Consider the following 17,253-nt stretch of genomic DNA (forward strand, 5'->3'; position numbering starts at 1 on the left):
GGACGGCTTGCAGCGCCCCCAGAAATAGCAATCATGAGCGAACCATTATAATCGGCATCACCAATCCAACCACAGTTGCTGCATTTGAACCGTTTGCCGCTGCGCTCTCCAATATGAAGGCAGCAATGACAGGTTTGCGACGTGTAGGCCGGATTGATCGTCATCAAAGGGATGCCTGCCACCAGTGCTTTATAGGTCAGAAACTGCCTCATTTGATAAAACGCCCAACTATTGGAGCGACGACGTTCAGTTGGACTGCGCCGCTGTTTGTTGGTGCGTTCTCTGATACCAGTCAAATCTTCCAAAACAATGGTGGCGTTCAGCGCCGCGGCTGTATCTACAATGCGTCTGCTGATCCTATGGTTCACCCAGACTTGAAAGCGCCGTTCTTTGCCGGACAGCCGTTTCAGGAGGCGTTTTGCCCCTTTCGTGCCCTTCCTTTGAATCGACGCTCGAACACGAGCCAATTTGTCACGAGTATTTTTGACTGGCTCACCACTCCACTTTTGACCATCGGACGTAACCGCGATGTCAGTTCGTCCCAGGTCAACACCCAGAAAATTAGTGGTTTTAGGGTTAACCTCCTGGTTGGCATAGTTGCAAGCATCAGCGAACGCCTGAAGCGTCGCCTCAAGATTAGAGGTTTGCTTCGGGGTCGGTTGAATCTTGCCAACTACGGTTAAGACCTGCTTCACGAGTCAAAAATACTCACATATGAACATAATACACCAAGGCGACTCAAGTCGCCGTTCGTTTTTCCTCCCTGCGCTAAAGCGACAGGGCTTCCAAACGTATCGAGTCATCTTCCGTGATGGGAGATCTGGGTGAGGTGGTCGATACAGGACCCCATGAGAAAGTAAACCACGACCATCGCGGCGGCGGAAATGGCCACCAAAATCCCCGCCAGGACGAAGGAAAACTCCCGATAGCGGGCGGCTTGCTGCATCAGATGCACGGACCAGGCCACCAGGGCGACGTCAATTATTAGAATAGGAATCAGCATAAGTTACGTTTCGTAACATTTCCTCTATTCTAACAGGAGTTTTGTAACTGAGCCGAGATTCAAAAATTTCCTCGGGCGGTGCGAGCAACCCCCCGAGGGGAGGAACTTACAGGGGTTGCGGGTCGAGATTTCGGGTCGGGATCTGGCGGTCGGCCAGATAAGATTTGATTTCCGAGACGCTTAACTGTCCGTAATGTAAGAGGGAGGCCAGCAGGGCGGCTTCGGCCCGTCCCTGGGTCAGGGCTTCGTAGATGTGCCCGCAGGTGCCCGCCCCCCCCGACGCGATCACCGGAATTTCGACAGTTTCGGCGATGGTTCGGGTCAATTCCAGGTCGTAGCCGGCTTGGGTTCCGTCCGCGTCCATACTCGTCACCAGAAGCTCTCCCGCGCCCCGTTTCGTCACTTCCTGCGCCCAGGCGATCGCGTCCAAGCCCGTATTTTCCCGGCCTCCCCGCACGAAAACGTCCCAACCGGGATTTTCCGGGTCGGTGCGGCGGCGGGCGTCGATCGCGACTACAATACACTGGGCACCGAAGCGATCGCTCGCCCGATTGATAAATTCCGGGTCGCGAACCGCCGCCGAGTTGATACTGACCTTATCGGCCCCCGCCCTTAACAAATTTTTAATTATCTCTAAGTTTTGGATACCCCCCCCGACGGTGAGGGGGATGAACACCTGTTCGGCGGTCCGGTAGACCACATCGATGATGATGTCCCGGTCTTCGTGGGTGGCGGTGATGTCCAGAAACACCAACTCATCGGCCCCCGCCTCGTTGTAGGCGGCGGCCAATTCCACCGGATCTCCGGCATCCTTGAGATCGACAAAGTTGACACCCTTGACCACCCGGCCCGCCTTCACATCCAGACAGGGCAAAATTCGTTTCGCCAGCATCGCAGTTCCTCAAACATCGGGGAAAAATTTTTCCCTATACAGTTTATATGAAGAGGGAATCGGGAGTCGGGAGTCGGGAGTCGGGGATGGGGGAAAATCTAAAATCTAAAATCTAAAATCTAAAATTCCATAAATTCCACAAATTCCATAACGGGAATTTGCTGTCGGAACCGGATCGATCGCCTCTGATCAGAAGTAGGGAATGTCGCAGATGTTCGGAAGGTTGGGGATGAAGCGAATTCGGAAGGGGTTGAGTGCGGCTATTGTCGGAATGGCGGCGATATTGATATTTTCAGGAAATGCGATCGCGCTGATGGCGGACCAAATCGATCGCCTCAGCCGCCGCATCACCGTCCGCATCGACGGCATCAATCCCGGTTCCGGGGTGATTATTGCCAGGGAAAATAATGTTTACTACGTCCTTACCGCCAACCACGTCGTTCGCAGTCCCGACGAATACACCATCGTCACCGACGGCGGGGAACGGTATCCCCTCAATTACGATCGCGTGATCAAATTGCCGGGAATCGATTTAGCTTTGTTGCAATTCGAGAGCGATCGCACCTATCCCGTCGCCGAAATTGCCGATTATAACTATGATGCCGACTCGCGACATATTTTTATTTCCGGCTGGCCGGAATCCCGCGATCGCCAATTTACCGCCGGGTTGCTGGTGAGCGAAGCCTACAAACTCGCCTTCGTGAAAGAACCCTTTTCCCGGGGTTACGATTTGTTTTATACCAATTTGACGGGGTTGGGAATGAGCGGGGCACCGATTTTGGATACCGAGGGCCGGGTGATCGGCATCCACGGGATGACGGAGGGTCAGATCCTCTACGATGAAACGACGCGAATGAGCGATCGCGTTTTGGTGGGGTACAGTGCGGGGATTCCGATTCGGCGATTTTTGCAGGCCGGAATTCGACTCAATTTGAACGTCAGCAGCGGCGAACCGCCGAGTCCCACGGCCGAAGAATTGGAGGCTATTTCGCGATATTTGCAAGTTCCGGAAGTGGACGATCGCTTCAGTGCGGTGGATTGGACGAACCGGGGAAACCAATTATATCGCTTGGAACGGTGGCGGGAGGCGTTGGAAGCCTTTGAACGGGCGATCGCTTTGCAGGCGGATTTTTACCCGGCTTGGTACGGTCGGGGGAATGCGTTATCTTCCTTGGGGCGGTACGATGAAGCGATGCAATCCTACGATCGCGCCACCCAACTCCATCCCAACTTTTATCCGGCATGGCGCGATCGCGGGGCGGTATTGATGTCCCTGAACCGGACGGATGAGGCGTTGCAATCTTTTGATCGCCTGATCGAAATCAAACCGGAGGATTACGGGATCTGGTATTTGCGGGGAAACCTGCTGATGAACCGGCGGCGGGACTACCGGGGGGCGGCGGAATCTTATGATCGCGCGATCGCTCTCAAACCCGATTTTATCCCGGCTTTGATGGCCCGGGGGGAGGCTTTATTTCGCCTCGGAAATTATGAGGGGGCGATGGTATCGGTGGAAAATGTCCTCGATCTCGACCCCGAATTGGGGGAGGTTTGGGTGTTGAAAGGGGCGATTTTGATGGAGTTGAGGCGGTATGGGGAAGCCCTCAATGCCTACAGTCGCGCCATTGAAATTGATGCTAATAATGCCCGGGGGTGGTTCGGGAAGGCGATCGCTTTGGCCCGACTCAACCGCGATCGGGAGGCCAGAACCGCCGCCATGCAGGCGTTACGCATCAATCCGGGCGATCGGGATATTATCGAGTTTTTGCGACGATTTCGAGAAACTGATACCGATTATCGTTGAACGGTGATGCGAGCTCCTATTTCCGTCCGCAGATTACGCAGATTACACAGATTATTGATTGCACTCCCCTCGCCCCAAATTGGGAGAGGGGTTGGGGGTGAGGGCTAATTTGCACTCCCCTCCCCCAAAATTGGGGGCTAATGTAATAGCAAAACCGGACAGTGGGCGAGGCGGGCCACCTGTCCGGCCACCGACCCGATCAAAACCCGTTTAACCCCCGTGTAGCCGTGGGTGGGCATGACGATCAATTCGATGCCCTTATCTTTTGCATAGTCTACAATTTCATGGCTGGGAGTGCCGATCGCAATTTGAATTTGAACCCCCTCGTAGCCGCGTTCCTGCAATTGGGTTTTCAGGGCGGCTTCGGCGTGTTGTCGGCGGGATTCGGAACTGACGGCTTTCCAAACCATCCCCGGTTCGGCGGGGTGCAATTTCGGCAAGACGTGCAGGACGTGAACTTGGGAGATATCTTTGACAAATTCTCGGGCGGGTTCGAGGGCGCCGAAAGACAGATCGGAGAAATCTGTCGGGACGAGGACTGCTGTTTTTTGAAGCCAATTCATATTAATTTTTTCTCTAATTTTTCAATCTCTGGCAATTGGCGATCGCATCCGATGGGAACGATCCCCCTAAATCCCCCTTCACAAGGGGGACTTTGATTCCCGATCGTACCTCATCGGCGGGAGAAATGCTATATTATTTTCAATTCCAGAGGTCGGCTCGGGCAAATATCGCCGGTCATTTCCTGACGGAGAAATCGTCATCAATTAGTCTGTCGCGCGCCATCGCCTTGTCGAAGCAATTGGAATCGGCATCATTACTTATGCAGAATTGCTTGATCCGAAAATATAACGGCAGTACAAGGGTTTTTGATCCGGGTCAATCTTTGGAATCATGGATATAATCATCGGTTTTCAGGGTGTTGAATTGGCATCCAGGTGAATCTCAACTTTTGCCCCCCAGTTGAGCTCCAATTGCAATTGGGCGCTGTCTCCGTTGGCGGCAATTTCCACCCAGCCGTGGGAACCGATCAGGGTCAGGAGGCTGCCGGGGTGGATGTCGCCGTAGGTTTTGCGACTGGGAATGACGGTGGGTCTGGGGGAGGTGGGAAATGTCACCGTCCAGGATGTTCCCGCCACCCGATCGCCCGGAATATTTGTAATTAAATTGCCGAAGCGATCGATATGTTGGATGCAGCCTGCGATGATGTTTTTTGTTTGTTTTGGATCGGGTAAGGAAAGGTCGGCGAGGGTGTCGCGATCGATGGGCGTCCCCAATTTTTCAATGGGAACGCCGCGGGCGAGGTGGGCGCCGGCGGGGGTGAAAATATCCCGGCCGTGAAAGGTGGTGCTGGGGTTCGGAGTTCGCCAATAGTCGGGGTTGTTCAATTCGATGGCGGTGATGATTTCCTGTTGTTTGATAAGACCGCCCAACAAGCCGTTATCCGGTCCGACGAGATAGCCGGTGGACAGTTGGATCGCGATCGCCCGCCGCCGGGTGCCCACGCCGGGATCGATGACGGCGACGTGAACGGTGCCCTCGGGAAAGTAGGGGTAAGCGTTGATCAGACAAAACCGTCCGGCTATGATATTTTGGGGGGGGATCTCGTGGGTGAGGTCGATGACGGTGAGGGTGGGGTCGATCTGGGCGACGACGCCTTTCATGATGCCGACGTAGACATCGTTGAGGCCAAAATCCGTGAGTAGGGTGACGATCCGGGATGGAGACATGGCAAGATTGCGAACGCTGAATATTACAATAGCGGGAGATTGAGATGCGATCGCACTCCGATCCGGGATGCGCCACAAAAGCCGCGATCGCCGGACTCCTCCCCAGCCACTCCCGCCCGCATTTAGACCAAACTGTACGGTCTGATTGTCTCGGCGGAGGCGGGGGGTTGGCAACATTCCTTTACAAAACGCCAAAAAAGTTAATAATGTTTTTTTTGATTAACGGGACGTTAACTCGGGGGCAAAACATTCTAAATTAAGAGGGAGGCTAATCTCGATCTCCAACATTTGCATTGAGACTGTATTAACTTCATCGGCGTTGGAAGGGGGATGAGCCATTCTGTACTGTATAACCATTGTTGAAAGAGCATCGAACGTGGATTTCAATTCCGAACCCAGGAGCGCGGTCGCAGAGCCAGACCGGCATTAAGTATCATCATTTGTTGTATCCGTCAATACCCAATTTGACCGATTTGTAATCTTAACCAAATCTTAATGTTTTCGGGTCGCGTTTTGCGATCGCCGTGTCCAATTTCGGAACCTTATTAAATCTCAGATGATGTTCTTCCTTGAGGAGATCTTCCGATGAAAAATAACGTCACTTCAGAAAACCGTAATGTCGCAATTGTCGGCCCCTATTTGAGCGGCAAAACCGCCCTGCTGGAGAGCCTGTTGTTCGCAACCGGAGCCGTCACCCGCAAAGGGACGGTTAAAGAGGGCAACCGCCTGGGGGACGGTGTCGCCGAGGCTCGCGATCGCGATATGAGCGTCGAAGTGAATGCCGCCAGTACCGAGTACGGCGGCATTCACTTTACCTTCCTCGACTGCCCGGGTTCGGTGGAATTTGCCCAAGAAACCTACAACGCTTTGATCGGAGCCGGACTAGCCGTCATCGTCTGCGAAGCCGACCCGAGCCGCATCCTCACCCTATCCCCCATTTTCAAGTTCCTCGACGACTGGGAAATCCCCCACATCGTCTTCATCAATAAAATGGATCGCGCCTTCGACGACGAAGAGGGCTGCACGACCAACTTTTTAGAGTTGTTGAACGCCCTAAAAACGGTGTCCGCCCGCCCGATCGTGCCGCAGCAATACCCGATCGCCAAGGGGTCTGAATTGGTCGGTTTTATCGACTTGGTGACGGAACAGGCCTACCACTACCACCCCGGCGCACCCTCCGACCCGGTGCCGATGCCCGAAGACCTCAAAGAGTTGGAACACATGGCCCGTCAGGAAATGTTGGAGGAACTCTCCAACTTCGACGACCACTTACTAGAAGAACTCCTCGAAGAGATCGAACCGCCCCAGGAAGAAATCGTCACAGATTTGAAAATGGAGTTGGGCGCCGATCTGATCGTCCCCGTCTTTTTGGGGGCGGCGGAGTTGGAATACGGGGTGCGATCGCTCCTCGATGCCCTGGTGCGGGAGGCTCCCGAACCCGGCCTGACGGCCGAACGGCGGGGACTCAAAGCCAAAGACGACTTCCCCATCGCCCAAGTTCTGAAAACCTTCTACACCCCCCAGGGCGGCAAACTCTCCCTGGTGCGGGTCTGGCAGGGGGAACTGACCGAAGGCATCGTCCTCAACGGCATCCGGGCGGCGGGGATGTACCGCCTGATGGGACAGCAAACCCAAGGTGTCCAGACCGCGAAAACCGGGGAAATCGTCGCCCTCGCCCGGATGGAGGGCATCCAAACCGGCGACACCCTGACCACGGAACCTGATCGCCTCAAAGATCCCCTGCCGAAAGCCGAGGTTCTGCCCCCCGTCTTCGCGTTGGCGATCGCCCCCGAAAACCGCAAAGATGAAGTCAAACTCAGCGCGGCCCTCAGTAAAATGATGGAGGAAGATCCCTCCCTCGCCTGGGAACAGCAGGGCGACACCCACGAAGTCATCCTCTGGGGACAGGGCGAAATTCACCTGCGCGTCACCCTCGATCGCCTGCGCCGCAAGTACAATCTGCCCATGACCACCCACGCGCCCCGGATTCCCTACAAGGAAACCATCCGCGGCAACACCAGCTCCCACGGGCGCTACAAGCACCAGAGCGGCGGGCACGGACAGTTTGGGGACGTCTACCTCGACATCACCCCCCTGCCCCGCGGCGAAGGGTTCAACTTCAGCGAAACCATCGTCGGCGGCGTGGTGCCGAAACAGTACATCCCCGGCGTGGAAATCGGCGTGCGGGAGTACCTGGAACAGGGGCCCCTGGGATTCCCGGTGGTGGATGTCTCCGTGACGCTCACCAACGGCTCTTACCACTCCGTTGACAGTTCCGAACAGGCGTTCAAACAGGCGGCGCGGCTGGCCATGCAGACGGGGATGGCCGAGTGCAACCCCACCTTGCTCGAACCCATCGCCTCGGTGGAGGTGTGCGCCCCCAACGAGTTCACCTCCCAACTGTTCCAGTTGATCACCACCCGCCGCGGCCAAATTTTGGGCTACGAACCGATCGCGGACTGGAAAGGGTGGGACCGGGTTTCGGCCTACCTGCCCCAGGCGGAAATGCAGGATCTGATCGTCGAGTTGCGATCGCTCACGATGGGCGTCGGCTACTTCAACTGGAAATTCGACCACCTCCAGGAAGTGCCGGACAAGCTGGCCGAACGGGTTCTGGCGACCTTTGCCGAAGAAGGCGACGGCAACGGCAAGTCGAAATAGTCTGAGATGGCAGGGGGGGCGCCGTGCCTTGCGCCCCTACCAAATTCTGGGTTCCCGGGCGTTTGCAGGGGGAAATTGTCTAAAATTGGGTCTGCCGGACTTCTCTGATTTCAGCTTTGGATGTCAGTATGATGGTCTAAGCCGATCGCAACGTTCGGCGAGATACTCAATCCCGTCCTCCGATTCAAAGCCCTCAGATGGAAATTGTCCTCACCCTCTCGATCCTCATTCTCGCCCTGATCAGTTTTGTCGTCGAATGGTTGCCCGTCGATCTGACCGCGATCGCCGTCACGGTCCTGTTAATGATGCTGGGGTTGGTGACGCCGGAAGAAGGGATTTCCGGCTTCGGCAACGCCGCCACCATCACCGTGATGGCCATGTTTATTCTCAGTGCCGGGATTACCCGCACGGGGGTGATTCAAATTGTCCGCGATCGCCTGATGAAATGGGGGGGAAACAATGCCAACCAGCAGTTGTTCGTGATGGGAATTTTGGTGGGGCCGATTTCCGCTTTCATCAATAACACGGCGGTCGTCGCCATTTTTCTGCCCATTATCGAAGATTGGTGCAATCAACAAAAAACCTCCCCCTCAAAATTGTTGATTCCCCTCTCCTATGCTTCAATTTTGGGTGGGATGATCACCGTCATCGGCACTTCGACCAATATTTTAGCCAGCGGTTTGTCCGAACAACTCGGTTACGGAACCTTCCACATTTTTCAGTTTACCCGGGTTGGGTTGTTGAGCTTTGTTTTGGGATTATTTTACATTACTTTTATTGCCCCCCGCTTCCTACCAAAACGCAAGTCTAACAGCCAAGATTTGATGGGGGAAGGCTACAAATTGCAGGAATATCTCAGCGAGGTGGTGGTCACGGAGCGATCGAGTTTGGTGGGACAAAGCCTGGGTCAGAGTGAGATTCAACGCAAGTTTGACCTCGACGTTTTGGAGTTAGTCCGCAACAAGATACACCTGCCCCAACCGTTGGGCGACAAGGTTTTGAAACCGGGGGATATTTTAATTATCCGCAGCACCCGCGATGACCTGCTTAAAATTCGCGAGGAACGGGGTTTGGATATTTTGCCCGATGTCAAGTTTCGGGAAGATTCGTTGCAGGAAGTGCTCAGTTCCGGGGAGGAAAAAATAGCGGAAGTTTTGATTCTTTCCAACTCCCGCCTGATCGGGACGACGTTGAAGGATCTGCGGTTCCGACAGCGCTACAATGCTACCGTTTTGGCGATCCGCCGCGGGGCGGAATTGGTGCAGGGACGGTTGGGGAAAATTCCCCTCCGGTTCGGGGATTTGCTGCTGGTGCAGGGTCCGAAACAGAGTTTTATCGGTTTGCAAACCACCCGGGAACTGTTGGTTCTCGAACAGCGCAATGTGGAAAATTTGCGGCAGAATAAAGCTGGGATCGCGATCGCCATTACGGTGGGCGTCGTCGGCTTGGCTGCTTTCAATGTCGTCCCCATCATGGTCGGTGCCTTGGCCGGCGTGATCCTGATGGTGGCCACCGGCTGTCTCAAACCCGGGGAAATTTACGGGGCCGTCCGCTGGGATGTGATTTTTCTGTTGGCCGGATTGATTCCCCTGGGAATTGCGATGGAAAATTCCGGGGCTACCCAATGGCTGGCTGACAACCTGGTGGCGATCGGGGGGAACCTTTCGGGCTACTGGGTGTTGACATTTTTCTTCATCATCACCGTCCTGCTGACGGAAATTTTGTCGAACAACGCGGCGGTGCTGTTGATGATTCCCATCGCCGTTAAAGTGGCCGAAACCTTGCAACTCAACCCCTATGCTTTCATGTTCGCCGTCACCCTGGCCGCTTCGTGCAGTTTCATGACTCCCATCGGCTACCAAACCAATACGATGGTTTACAGTCCCGGCGGATATAAGTTCTACGATTTCACGCGGGTCGGCGTTTTCCTGACCCTGTTGATGGCCATTTTTATTCCCCTGGCGATCGCTGGGTTTTACGGACTGTCCCCCCGGTAAATCAACCACCTTTATTCCTCAGATGTCTGAGGGGGCCGGTAGTGAATGTCGGGACGGTGGTTGTGATGGTGGATGTGAGATTCTTGGGTCAACTGTTCCAGCTTCAGCTCCAAAGCCGAGAGTCTCACTTCCAATTCTTCAAGCTTTTCCTGCTGAGGGGACATTCCCAGGTAGGCCCTCAAAGCATTAATGACCAGATCTGACTTTGATTGTCCCGTTATTGTTACCCGCGCCATGAGTGCTTCGTGTACCTCAGAAGGAATCCTGACCCCTAGGAATGGATTGGGCATGGTTTCAATTAGATCACATTTTTGACAATCAATGCCGATAGTTCATCGATAATAGCAGTCGCTTGTAAAAGCGCCCTCCATCTCATATATTAATTTGTAAAGACGAGAGTCAATACTCATATTTTTGTAAACTTTTTTTTCAAAACAAGACGGATTGTTAAGAAGTTTGAAGAAAATTTGATAACATTACGAAAACGTATGTTATCATAGCCGTCAATGTCCTGTCCGACAGGCGGCCGGGGGGCCAAAGCACCCTCGCCGGCCTGGCTCAAAGCCGATCCATCAAATACTAGAAGTGGGAGCAAACATGACCGTACAAGCACGACTCGACGAACGGCGCAATCCCGACAAAATTCTCATCGCCGACGATGAATCAGCCATCCGGCGCATTTTGACCACCCGCCTCTCGATGGTGGGTTACGGGGTCGTCGCCGCCGCCGACGGCCATCAGGCCATCGACCTGTTCGAGCGAGAAAGTCCCGACCTGGTGGTTTTGGATGTCATGATGCCGAAGCTCAACGGATACGGGGTGTGTCAAAAAATCCGAGCCATTTCAGATGTGCCCATCATCATGTTGACCGCCTTGGGAGACGTGGCCGATCGCATCACGGGTTTGGAACTCGGTGCAGACGACTACCTGACCAAACCCTTTTCTCCGAAAGAGTTGGAAGCTCGCATCCAGGCGATCCTGCGCCGTTTCAAAGATACGACGCTTCCCCAAGAACTCAGTCCCGAAGTGATCCAGGTGGACACCCTGCGGATCGACACGGTGAAACGGCGGGTGTACAAAGGGGACAAACTGATTCCGCTCACCTACATCGAGTTCAATTTGCTCGAACTGCTGTTCAAGCATTCCGGAGAAGCGGTTTCCCGTTCCGACATCCTGCAACAACTGTGGGGATACGCCCCCCGTCGCATCGCCGATATGCGGGTGGTGGACGTCCACGTGGCGCGGTTGCGGGCCAAAATCGAAACGGACCAGCGCAACCCCGAGTACATTCTCACCGTGCGGGGAATCGGCTATTCGTCCCAGCGGCTCGCCCCCGTCGAAGAGGCGATCGGGGCCTAGTCCGGTTTTCCAAAACAGACCGCTTTTGAAATGTCCGACATTTAATTGATTTGCCAATTTTTTCAATTTGATAAATTTTGTTTGAGGGCGGAACTCGTCCGCAAAAATTGAAGCCACTTGAATACAACCGAATTTTCCCATCCCGGCGATTTCATCGAAGTCGATATCCGGGGTGGGTTTCAATTGTCAGATCAAATCCGGATCGTCAATTTGAAAACAGAGTGGTGGCTCTCTTCGCTCCTGGGGACAATTGACCTTGACCCTTTTGTCCTTACCCTTGCTCCCCGCCTACACCCTACACCCTACACCCTACGCCCTCGAAAGTGGCGATCGGCCCGAGAGTGTGCAAAACTGAATCAGGTGGGCGCGTAGCCGGTCAACTCGAATCGCCGTGATTAAAACCATGCTCAAATTTTTCACTTGTTTTTTCTTGACGATCGCCCTGGTGTTTGCCGTCACCAACTGTAACGCCGGCACTCAGGCAGACATTCAACCCGAAAGCTACATCCGGGTTGACCAGTTCGGTTATCGTCCCCAAGACCCCAAAGTGGCGGTGATCGTCGATCCGGAAGTGGGGTTCAATGGCGAAGAAGAAGTCTCCCCCGGGACGACCTACGAAGTTTGGGATGCCGACTCCGAGCAAAAGGTTTATTCTGGGACGATCACGCCGTGGATGGACGGCCAGGTGCATTCCCAATCGGGCGATCGCGCCTGGTGGTTCGACTTTTCGGAGGTGCGGAAACCGGGGTCCTACTACATTTTGGATGGGGAAACGGGGGAGCGATCGTTTGAATTCGACATCGCCGAGGACGTTTACCGAGATGTTTTGATCGCAGCCACCCGCACCTATTATTATCAGCGCAGCGGCTTTCCCAAACAAGAACCCTACGCCGATCCGAGGTGGACCGACGGGGCGGCGTTTCTCGGGCCGGGACAGGACACGGAAGCCCGATTTGTCTATGACAAAGATAACCCCGAACTCGCCCGGGATATGCGCGGCGGTTGGTTCGACGCCGGAGATACCAACAAGTACGTCACATTTGCCAACCAACCCGTTCACCAACTCTTGAGCGCTTACTCCCAAAACCCGGAAATTTGGACGGACGATTTCAACATCCCGGAATCGGGAAATAACATCCCCGATCTGATCGACGAACTCAAATTTGAATTGGATTGGCTGAAGCGAATGCAGGACGATGATGGGGGAGTCTTCATCAAACTGGGAACGATCGATTACAATTCCGCCCGTCGCCCCAGCCTCGACAAACGCCCCCGATACTACGCGCCCAAATGTTCCTCCGCCAGTATCGCGACGGCGGGAATGTTCGCCCACGCCGCCCTGGTTTTTCAGGAATTTCCGGCTTTGAAATCCTACGCCGAAGATCTGCAAAAACGGGCGATCGCAGCCTGGAATTGGTATGAAAAAAATCCCAAAAGCGGCGAATGTGATTCCCAGACAATTAAAGCGGGAGATGCGGATCGAAGTATCGAGGAGCAGAAAGCGCGATCGGTGGCTTCCGGGGTTTACTTATTTGCCCTGACCGGAGAGCAGAAATACGAAGATGCCATCCGGGAAAATATCGGCGCGACCCGGGCATTTAATGAGGATACTTGGTCGAGATACGAACCCTTAGAAGGGGATGCCATGCTGTTTTATACCCGACTTCAAAAGGGGGATGAAGCCCTCAAAAAACAGATCCGCGATCGCTTTGCCCAAATGGTTGTCAACAACAAACTTTCCTACGGATTGAATCCCAGTCTCGACCCTTACCGGGCTTACATGACCGACCCCCAATATCACTGGGGAAGCAACCAAGTTGAATCCAATTATGGCAATACGAATTATGATGCCCTGCTGTACGACATCGACCCGAATAACCGAGAGAGTTACAAATCCCGCGCTTTAGCTCACATTAATTATGTGCACGGCGTCAATCCCCTCAATATGGTTTATCTGAGCAATATGTACGAATACGGTGCTGAGAAATCCGCCAATGAAATTTATCACGAATGGTTCGGAGGTGGCATCTACGACAACGCTTTGACCTCTCCCAGCGGGCCGGCGCCGGGTTATTTGACGGGGGGACCGAATCACAGTTATACCGGAGAGGCGAAACCGCCCGCTGGCGAACCGCGCATGAAGTCATACTTTGATGAAAACGATCCGAAGCAAAAATCTTGGGAAATCACCGAACCGGCCATTTATTATCAAAGTAGTTATATCAAACTGCTGTCCAATTTTGTGGGTTCGGAATAACCATGATTGTGCGAGGAACGTTGGAAACGGTGGCATTGAGACTTTCCCCGGGGGCGGATGTCCGCCGGGAACTGGAACAGATCGCAAAAAAAGAAGCGATCGGCGCCGGTTTCATCCTCGGTGCGGTGGGGAGTTTGTCGAAGGTTTGCCTGAGATTTGCCGGGGAAGAAACCCCCGCAGAATTGCCGGGAAAGCACGAAATTTTGACGCTTTCTGGAACCCTCGGGGAAGATGCCGTCCATTTACATATGACCGTCGCCAATTCCCGGGGCGAGTGCAGGGGGGGTCATGTGGTGTACGGGTGCGAGGTTTACACGACCCTAGAATTGGCGATCGGGTTGATACCGGAGGTGCGATTCAAACGGGTGTGGGATGAGGGAACCGGGTTCAAAGAATTGGGTGTATTTCCCATTTCCGAACCCCCGGTTTGAGCATCGATGGGGGCGGGCGATCGCCCGCCCCGATCAACTCATTTTTGAACCCGGGTGATGCGGTCAACTCTCCGACAGACAGCTAGGAGAGTTGTTTCCAGGTCGGTTCTTCTTTTTCAAAGTTCACGATCAGATTTCGCGGACGGGCAAACCATTCGGCGGGTAAGTTTTCAGCTTTAAATTCCTTATCATTTCCATGACCCCAATCTCTGGGGCGAAAATCGTAGTATTTTCGATCCTCAACTGAAGACATCAGATTGACATTTTGTTTGGTAACTAATATCCAGGCTTTTTCAATTGTTTTGAGTTTCTGTTTCGCTTTTTCCTCTATTTTCATGCGAAGGGACTGAACGGCAATCCCCGTCTCGTACAGATTTTCAATCTTTTGAAACTGTCGGACTGCTTCAGTCGTCCGAAATCCGTATAGGTGTGCGAATTGGGGATGGCGACCGAGCGGTTTTTCAAGCTCGGCGGCGAGATTCAGATAAAGTTTCAGATCGAGGATAATTTCCGCCACTTTCATTCGGACTTCATCGTTCAGGATGGCATCGTCACCGAAGCCGTAATCCTGTTTGAATTTCTTGACTCCTTCCAGAAGGGGTTCATTGTTTTGCAGGTATCCCAATCCCCGCAGGGCATCACCCAATTGTTCTGAAGTGTAATTGTAAGCAACCATGAATTTTGCTCCTTCACTTTTAGAGAAGTACCCCTGATTGCTTGAGTGATCCGGGAATTTTCCGGTCAATTTGACTGAAAATGGACGATCGCCCGATCGCCGCGAGTCGCGATGTCGGGTTCGGATGCCTGCGGGACGGGCGATCGCGCCCTCAACCCGCGTCGGTTTCCAACGCTTTCAGCAGCATTTCTCCCATTTCCCGACAGCCGACGGCTTTCATGCCTTCCGACATAATATCCCCCGTGCGGTAGCCCCAGTCGAGCACTTTCAACACCGCTTTTTCGATGCGATCGCTCGCTTCCGGCGCGTCCAAACCGTAGCGCAACATCATCGCCGCACTCAACACCTGGGCGAGGGGGTTGGCTTTATCCTGTCCAGCGATATCCGGGGCGGAACCGTGGACGGGTTCAAACAGCCCGGGTCCGGACGCCCCCAAACTCGCCGAGGGCAACATCCCGATACTCCCCGTCAGCATGGCGGCGGCGTCGGAGAGGATGTCGCCGAAGAGGTTGCCCGTGACGATGGTATCGAACTGTTTGGGCCGGCGCACCAGTTGCATGGCCGCGTTATCGACGTAGAGATGGGAGAGTTCGACGTCGGGGTAGTCTGTAGAGAGCTCGGTGATGCGATCGCGCCACAGTTGGGAGACGTCCAGGACGTTTGCCTTATCGACGGAACACAGCTTGCCGCCCCGTTTTTGTGCGGTTTCAAACCCCACCCGCCCGATGCGATCGATCTCCGACTCGGTGTAGGCCATCGTATTGACGCCGCGCTTTTCCCCCGTCTCCGTCTCAAAAATTCCCTTGGGCTGGCCGAAATAAACGCCCCCGGTGAGTTCCCGCACCACCATGATATCCACCCCGTCCACGATCTCCCGCTTCAGGGACGAGGCGTCAACCAGGTGGGGCAGAATCGTCGCCGGACGCAGGTTGGCGAACAACCCCAGACCCGCCCGCAGTCCCAACAGTCCCGTCTCGGGCCGCTGGTGGCGCGGCAAATTGTCCCACTTGTAACCCCCGATGGCGGCCAGCAAAACCGCATCGCTGTCGCGGCAGGCGGTCAAAGTTTCCTCCGGCAGGGGTTCCCCCGTGGCGTCGATCGCCGCGCCGCCCATCAACGCCTCTCGAAATTCAAAAGTCAGGTCCAATTGTTGGCCGACGGCGTTGAGGACATCTACCGCCACCGCCATAATTTCGGGGCCGATGCCGTCGCCGGAAAGGAGGGTGATGCGGTAGTGCTGGGTCATATTACGGTTGGGTCTGTCGCTCTCGATTGCAACATCCGATCATATCAGATGCGGGGTCGATCTCAGATCGTGTCGGTTAGAATTGTTTGAAAAAACGGATTCTGATATTTTCCGAACTTCGTATAAAGGAGTATGATTGAGCCAAGGTACGTTTGGTTCGGACAATGGAATATCATCGAATTTTGGTAGCCGTCGATCGCTCTTCTCAAAGCGAAGCCGTCTTTCGCAAAGCCCTCCACCTGGCGAAAGTCGAAGGGGCGCGGCTGAAGATTTTTCACTGTGTGGGGGTGTCTCCCCTGGCTTTCGGATCGTCCGGCGACCTGTACGGACAGGGGTTGGGGCGGGCGGCTAAAGTTCAGCAAGAATTGGTTCAGAAAGAAGTGAACGCGGTGAAAACGTGGTTGCAGGAGTTTGTGGACCGGTGCGAACAAGAGGACATCGAGGCTGAATTTGAGTACGAGATCGGCGAAGCCGGATATTGGATTCGGGAAATCGCGTTGGGTTGGGATGCGGATTTGGTGGTTCTCGGGCGTCGGGGGCGATCGGAGTTGGCGGAATTGTTTTTGGGTAGCGTCAGCAACCACGTCGTCCACCATCTCAAGTGTTCTGTGTTGATCGTCCAGCATCCCGACGATTAGTAAATTGGGGGGATATCGCCTTTTTTACGGGGTCTTTTTTTGAAAAAAATTCGCGGAACTTACGATAATTTTTAAGGTTAAATTGGGGCGCTATAGAAGTAGCAATAAACCCGGTTTCTACGAGAATCTTTGCATCCTCACCTAAGTTTTGGGAAGAAACCCGGTTTCTCAATATTAACGGGCGATCGCACTTTGGGAAGTGGCAAGAAACCGGGTTTCTCTGAGAATCTCCTTATCCTTACCGAGATAGTTTTAGAAACCCGGTTTCTCAATATTAAGGGGCGATCGCAACAAGATTTTTTAAACTTTAGATGTCATGATTATCTGCGATCTATTTAAAAGCGGTACAATCTTTGAGAAAGCGCAGTTTGCTCGAAACGAAGATCGAAAACTCCGATGCCATTTTGACACTGCAACCCGTCATCCAAGAATATGTGAAAAATCAAGATCGTGATGAAATTAAACTTGCAAATATAGCGAACTCAAAGTCCCCCTTTTCAAGGGGGATTTAGGGGGATCGAATATCAGTTGTTGAGGCGAAATCAAAGTCCCCCTTTTC

Annotated in this window: 15 protein-coding genes; 7 read left to right on the forward strand and 8 right to left on the reverse strand. The window is 53.9% G+C overall.

What is annotated here, in order from left to right; genetic code table 11:
• From AC0QHF_RS15310 to hisF, 3 genes are all read right to left on the reverse strand, one after another.
• The coding region (locus AC0QHF_RS15310) for an RNA-guided endonuclease InsQ/TnpB family protein (RefSeq protein WP_324705095.1) at positions 1-695 on the reverse strand (695 nt) is incomplete at its 3' end.
• Positions 696-799: 104 nt separating this feature from the next.
• Positions 800-1,003 carry a hypothetical protein gene (locus tag AC0QHF_RS15315; protein ID WP_324705096.1) on the reverse strand — a complete coding sequence of 68 codons (204 nt, stop codon included), beginning with the start codon at positions 1,001-1,003 and terminating at the stop codon, positions 800-802.
• Positions 1,004-1,109: 106 nt separating this feature from the next.
• On the reverse strand, positions 1,110-1,895 hold the full coding sequence (gene hisF / locus AC0QHF_RS15320) for an imidazole glycerol phosphate synthase subunit HisF (protein WP_324705097.1): 786 nt from the start codon (positions 1,893-1,895) through the stop codon (positions 1,110-1,112).
• 211 nt (positions 1,896-2,106) lie between these two features.
• Here hisF and AC0QHF_RS15325 point away from each other — a divergent pair, with 211 nt between their 5' ends.
• A complete protein-coding gene (locus AC0QHF_RS15325; RefSeq protein ID WP_324705098.1) occupies positions 2,107-3,699 on the forward strand; it encodes a tetratricopeptide repeat protein in 1,593 nt (530 codons plus the stop codon).
• Positions 3,700-3,836: 137 nt separating this feature from the next.
• On the opposite strand, the gene AC0QHF_RS15330 is transcribed toward AC0QHF_RS15325, so the two are convergent.
• Complete coding sequence (locus tag AC0QHF_RS15330) at positions 3,837-4,262, reverse strand: universal stress protein (protein WP_324705099.1); 426 nt, start codon at positions 4,260-4,262, stop codon at positions 3,837-3,839.
• A gap of 351 nt (positions 4,263-4,613) precedes the next feature.
• Positions 4,614-5,429, reverse strand: a complete 816-nt coding sequence (locus tag AC0QHF_RS15335) for an SAM hydrolase/SAM-dependent halogenase family protein (RefSeq protein WP_324705100.1) — start codon at positions 5,427-5,429, stop codon at positions 4,614-4,616.
• Positions 5,430-6,014: 585 nt separating this feature from the next.
• On the opposite strand from AC0QHF_RS15335, the gene AC0QHF_RS15340 reads away from it, so the two are divergent.
• Together AC0QHF_RS15340 and AC0QHF_RS15345 are read left to right on the forward strand one after the other, a co-directional pair.
• Positions 6,015-8,090 (forward strand): elongation factor G, encoded by a 2,076-nt coding sequence (locus tag AC0QHF_RS15340; protein ID WP_324705101.1) that lies wholly within the window; start codon positions 6,015-6,017, stop codon positions 8,088-8,090.
• Positions 8,091-8,287: 197 nt separating this feature from the next.
• The gene (locus AC0QHF_RS15345; RefSeq protein WP_324705102.1) at positions 8,288-10,087 is read left to right on the forward strand and encodes an SLC13 family permease; all 1,800 of its coding nucleotides are present in this window, start codon (positions 8,288-8,290) and stop codon (positions 10,085-10,087) included.
• Between the two features lie 11 nt (positions 10,088-10,098).
• Here the strand turns inward: AC0QHF_RS15345 and AC0QHF_RS15350 are convergent, their stop codons facing one another.
• Positions 10,099-10,251, reverse strand: coding sequence for a hypothetical protein (locus AC0QHF_RS15350; RefSeq protein ID WP_324705103.1), 153 nt, complete (start codon positions 10,249-10,251; stop codon positions 10,099-10,101).
• A gap of 433 nt (positions 10,252-10,684) precedes the next feature.
• Here AC0QHF_RS15350 and rpaB point away from each other — a divergent pair, with 433 nt between their 5' ends.
• From rpaB to AC0QHF_RS15365, 3 genes are all read left to right on the forward strand, one after another.
• Positions 10,685-11,446: a response regulator transcription factor RpaB gene (gene rpaB, locus AC0QHF_RS15355; protein WP_324705104.1), complete on the forward strand. Its 762-nt coding sequence runs from the start codon at positions 10,685-10,687 to the stop codon at positions 11,444-11,446.
• Between the two features lie 403 nt (positions 11,447-11,849).
• Entirely contained in the window at positions 11,850-13,703 is a 1,854-nt protein-coding gene (locus tag AC0QHF_RS15360; RefSeq protein ID WP_324705105.1) for a glycoside hydrolase family 9 protein, read from the forward strand.
• A 2-nt stretch (positions 13,704-13,705) separates the two neighbouring features.
• On the forward strand, positions 13,706-14,134 hold the full coding sequence (locus AC0QHF_RS15365; RefSeq protein WP_324705106.1) for a PPC domain-containing DNA-binding protein: 429 nt from the start codon (positions 13,706-13,708) through the stop codon (positions 14,132-14,134).
• 82 nt (positions 14,135-14,216) lie between these two features.
• Here AC0QHF_RS15365 and AC0QHF_RS15370 read toward each other — a convergent pair whose 3' ends face one another.
• Complete coding sequence (locus AC0QHF_RS15370) at positions 14,217-14,810, reverse strand: peptidoglycan-binding domain-containing protein (protein ID WP_324705107.1); 594 nt, start codon at positions 14,808-14,810, stop codon at positions 14,217-14,219.
• Positions 14,811-14,961: 151 nt separating this feature from the next.
• The gene (gene leuB / locus AC0QHF_RS15375) at positions 14,962-16,056 is read right to left on the reverse strand and encodes a 3-isopropylmalate dehydrogenase (RefSeq protein WP_324705108.1); all 1,095 of its coding nucleotides are present in this window, start codon (positions 16,054-16,056) and stop codon (positions 14,962-14,964) included.
• A 164-nt stretch (positions 16,057-16,220) separates the two neighbouring features.
• On the opposite strand from leuB, the gene AC0QHF_RS15380 reads away from it, so the two are divergent.
• Positions 16,221-16,694: a universal stress protein gene (locus AC0QHF_RS15380; protein ID WP_324705109.1), complete on the forward strand. Its 474-nt coding sequence runs from the start codon at positions 16,221-16,223 to the stop codon at positions 16,692-16,694.
• The last annotated feature ends 559 nt before the right edge of the window (positions 16,695-17,253 follow it).

The sequence above is a fragment of the Lyngbya sp. CCY1209 genome (assembly GCF_055795065.1).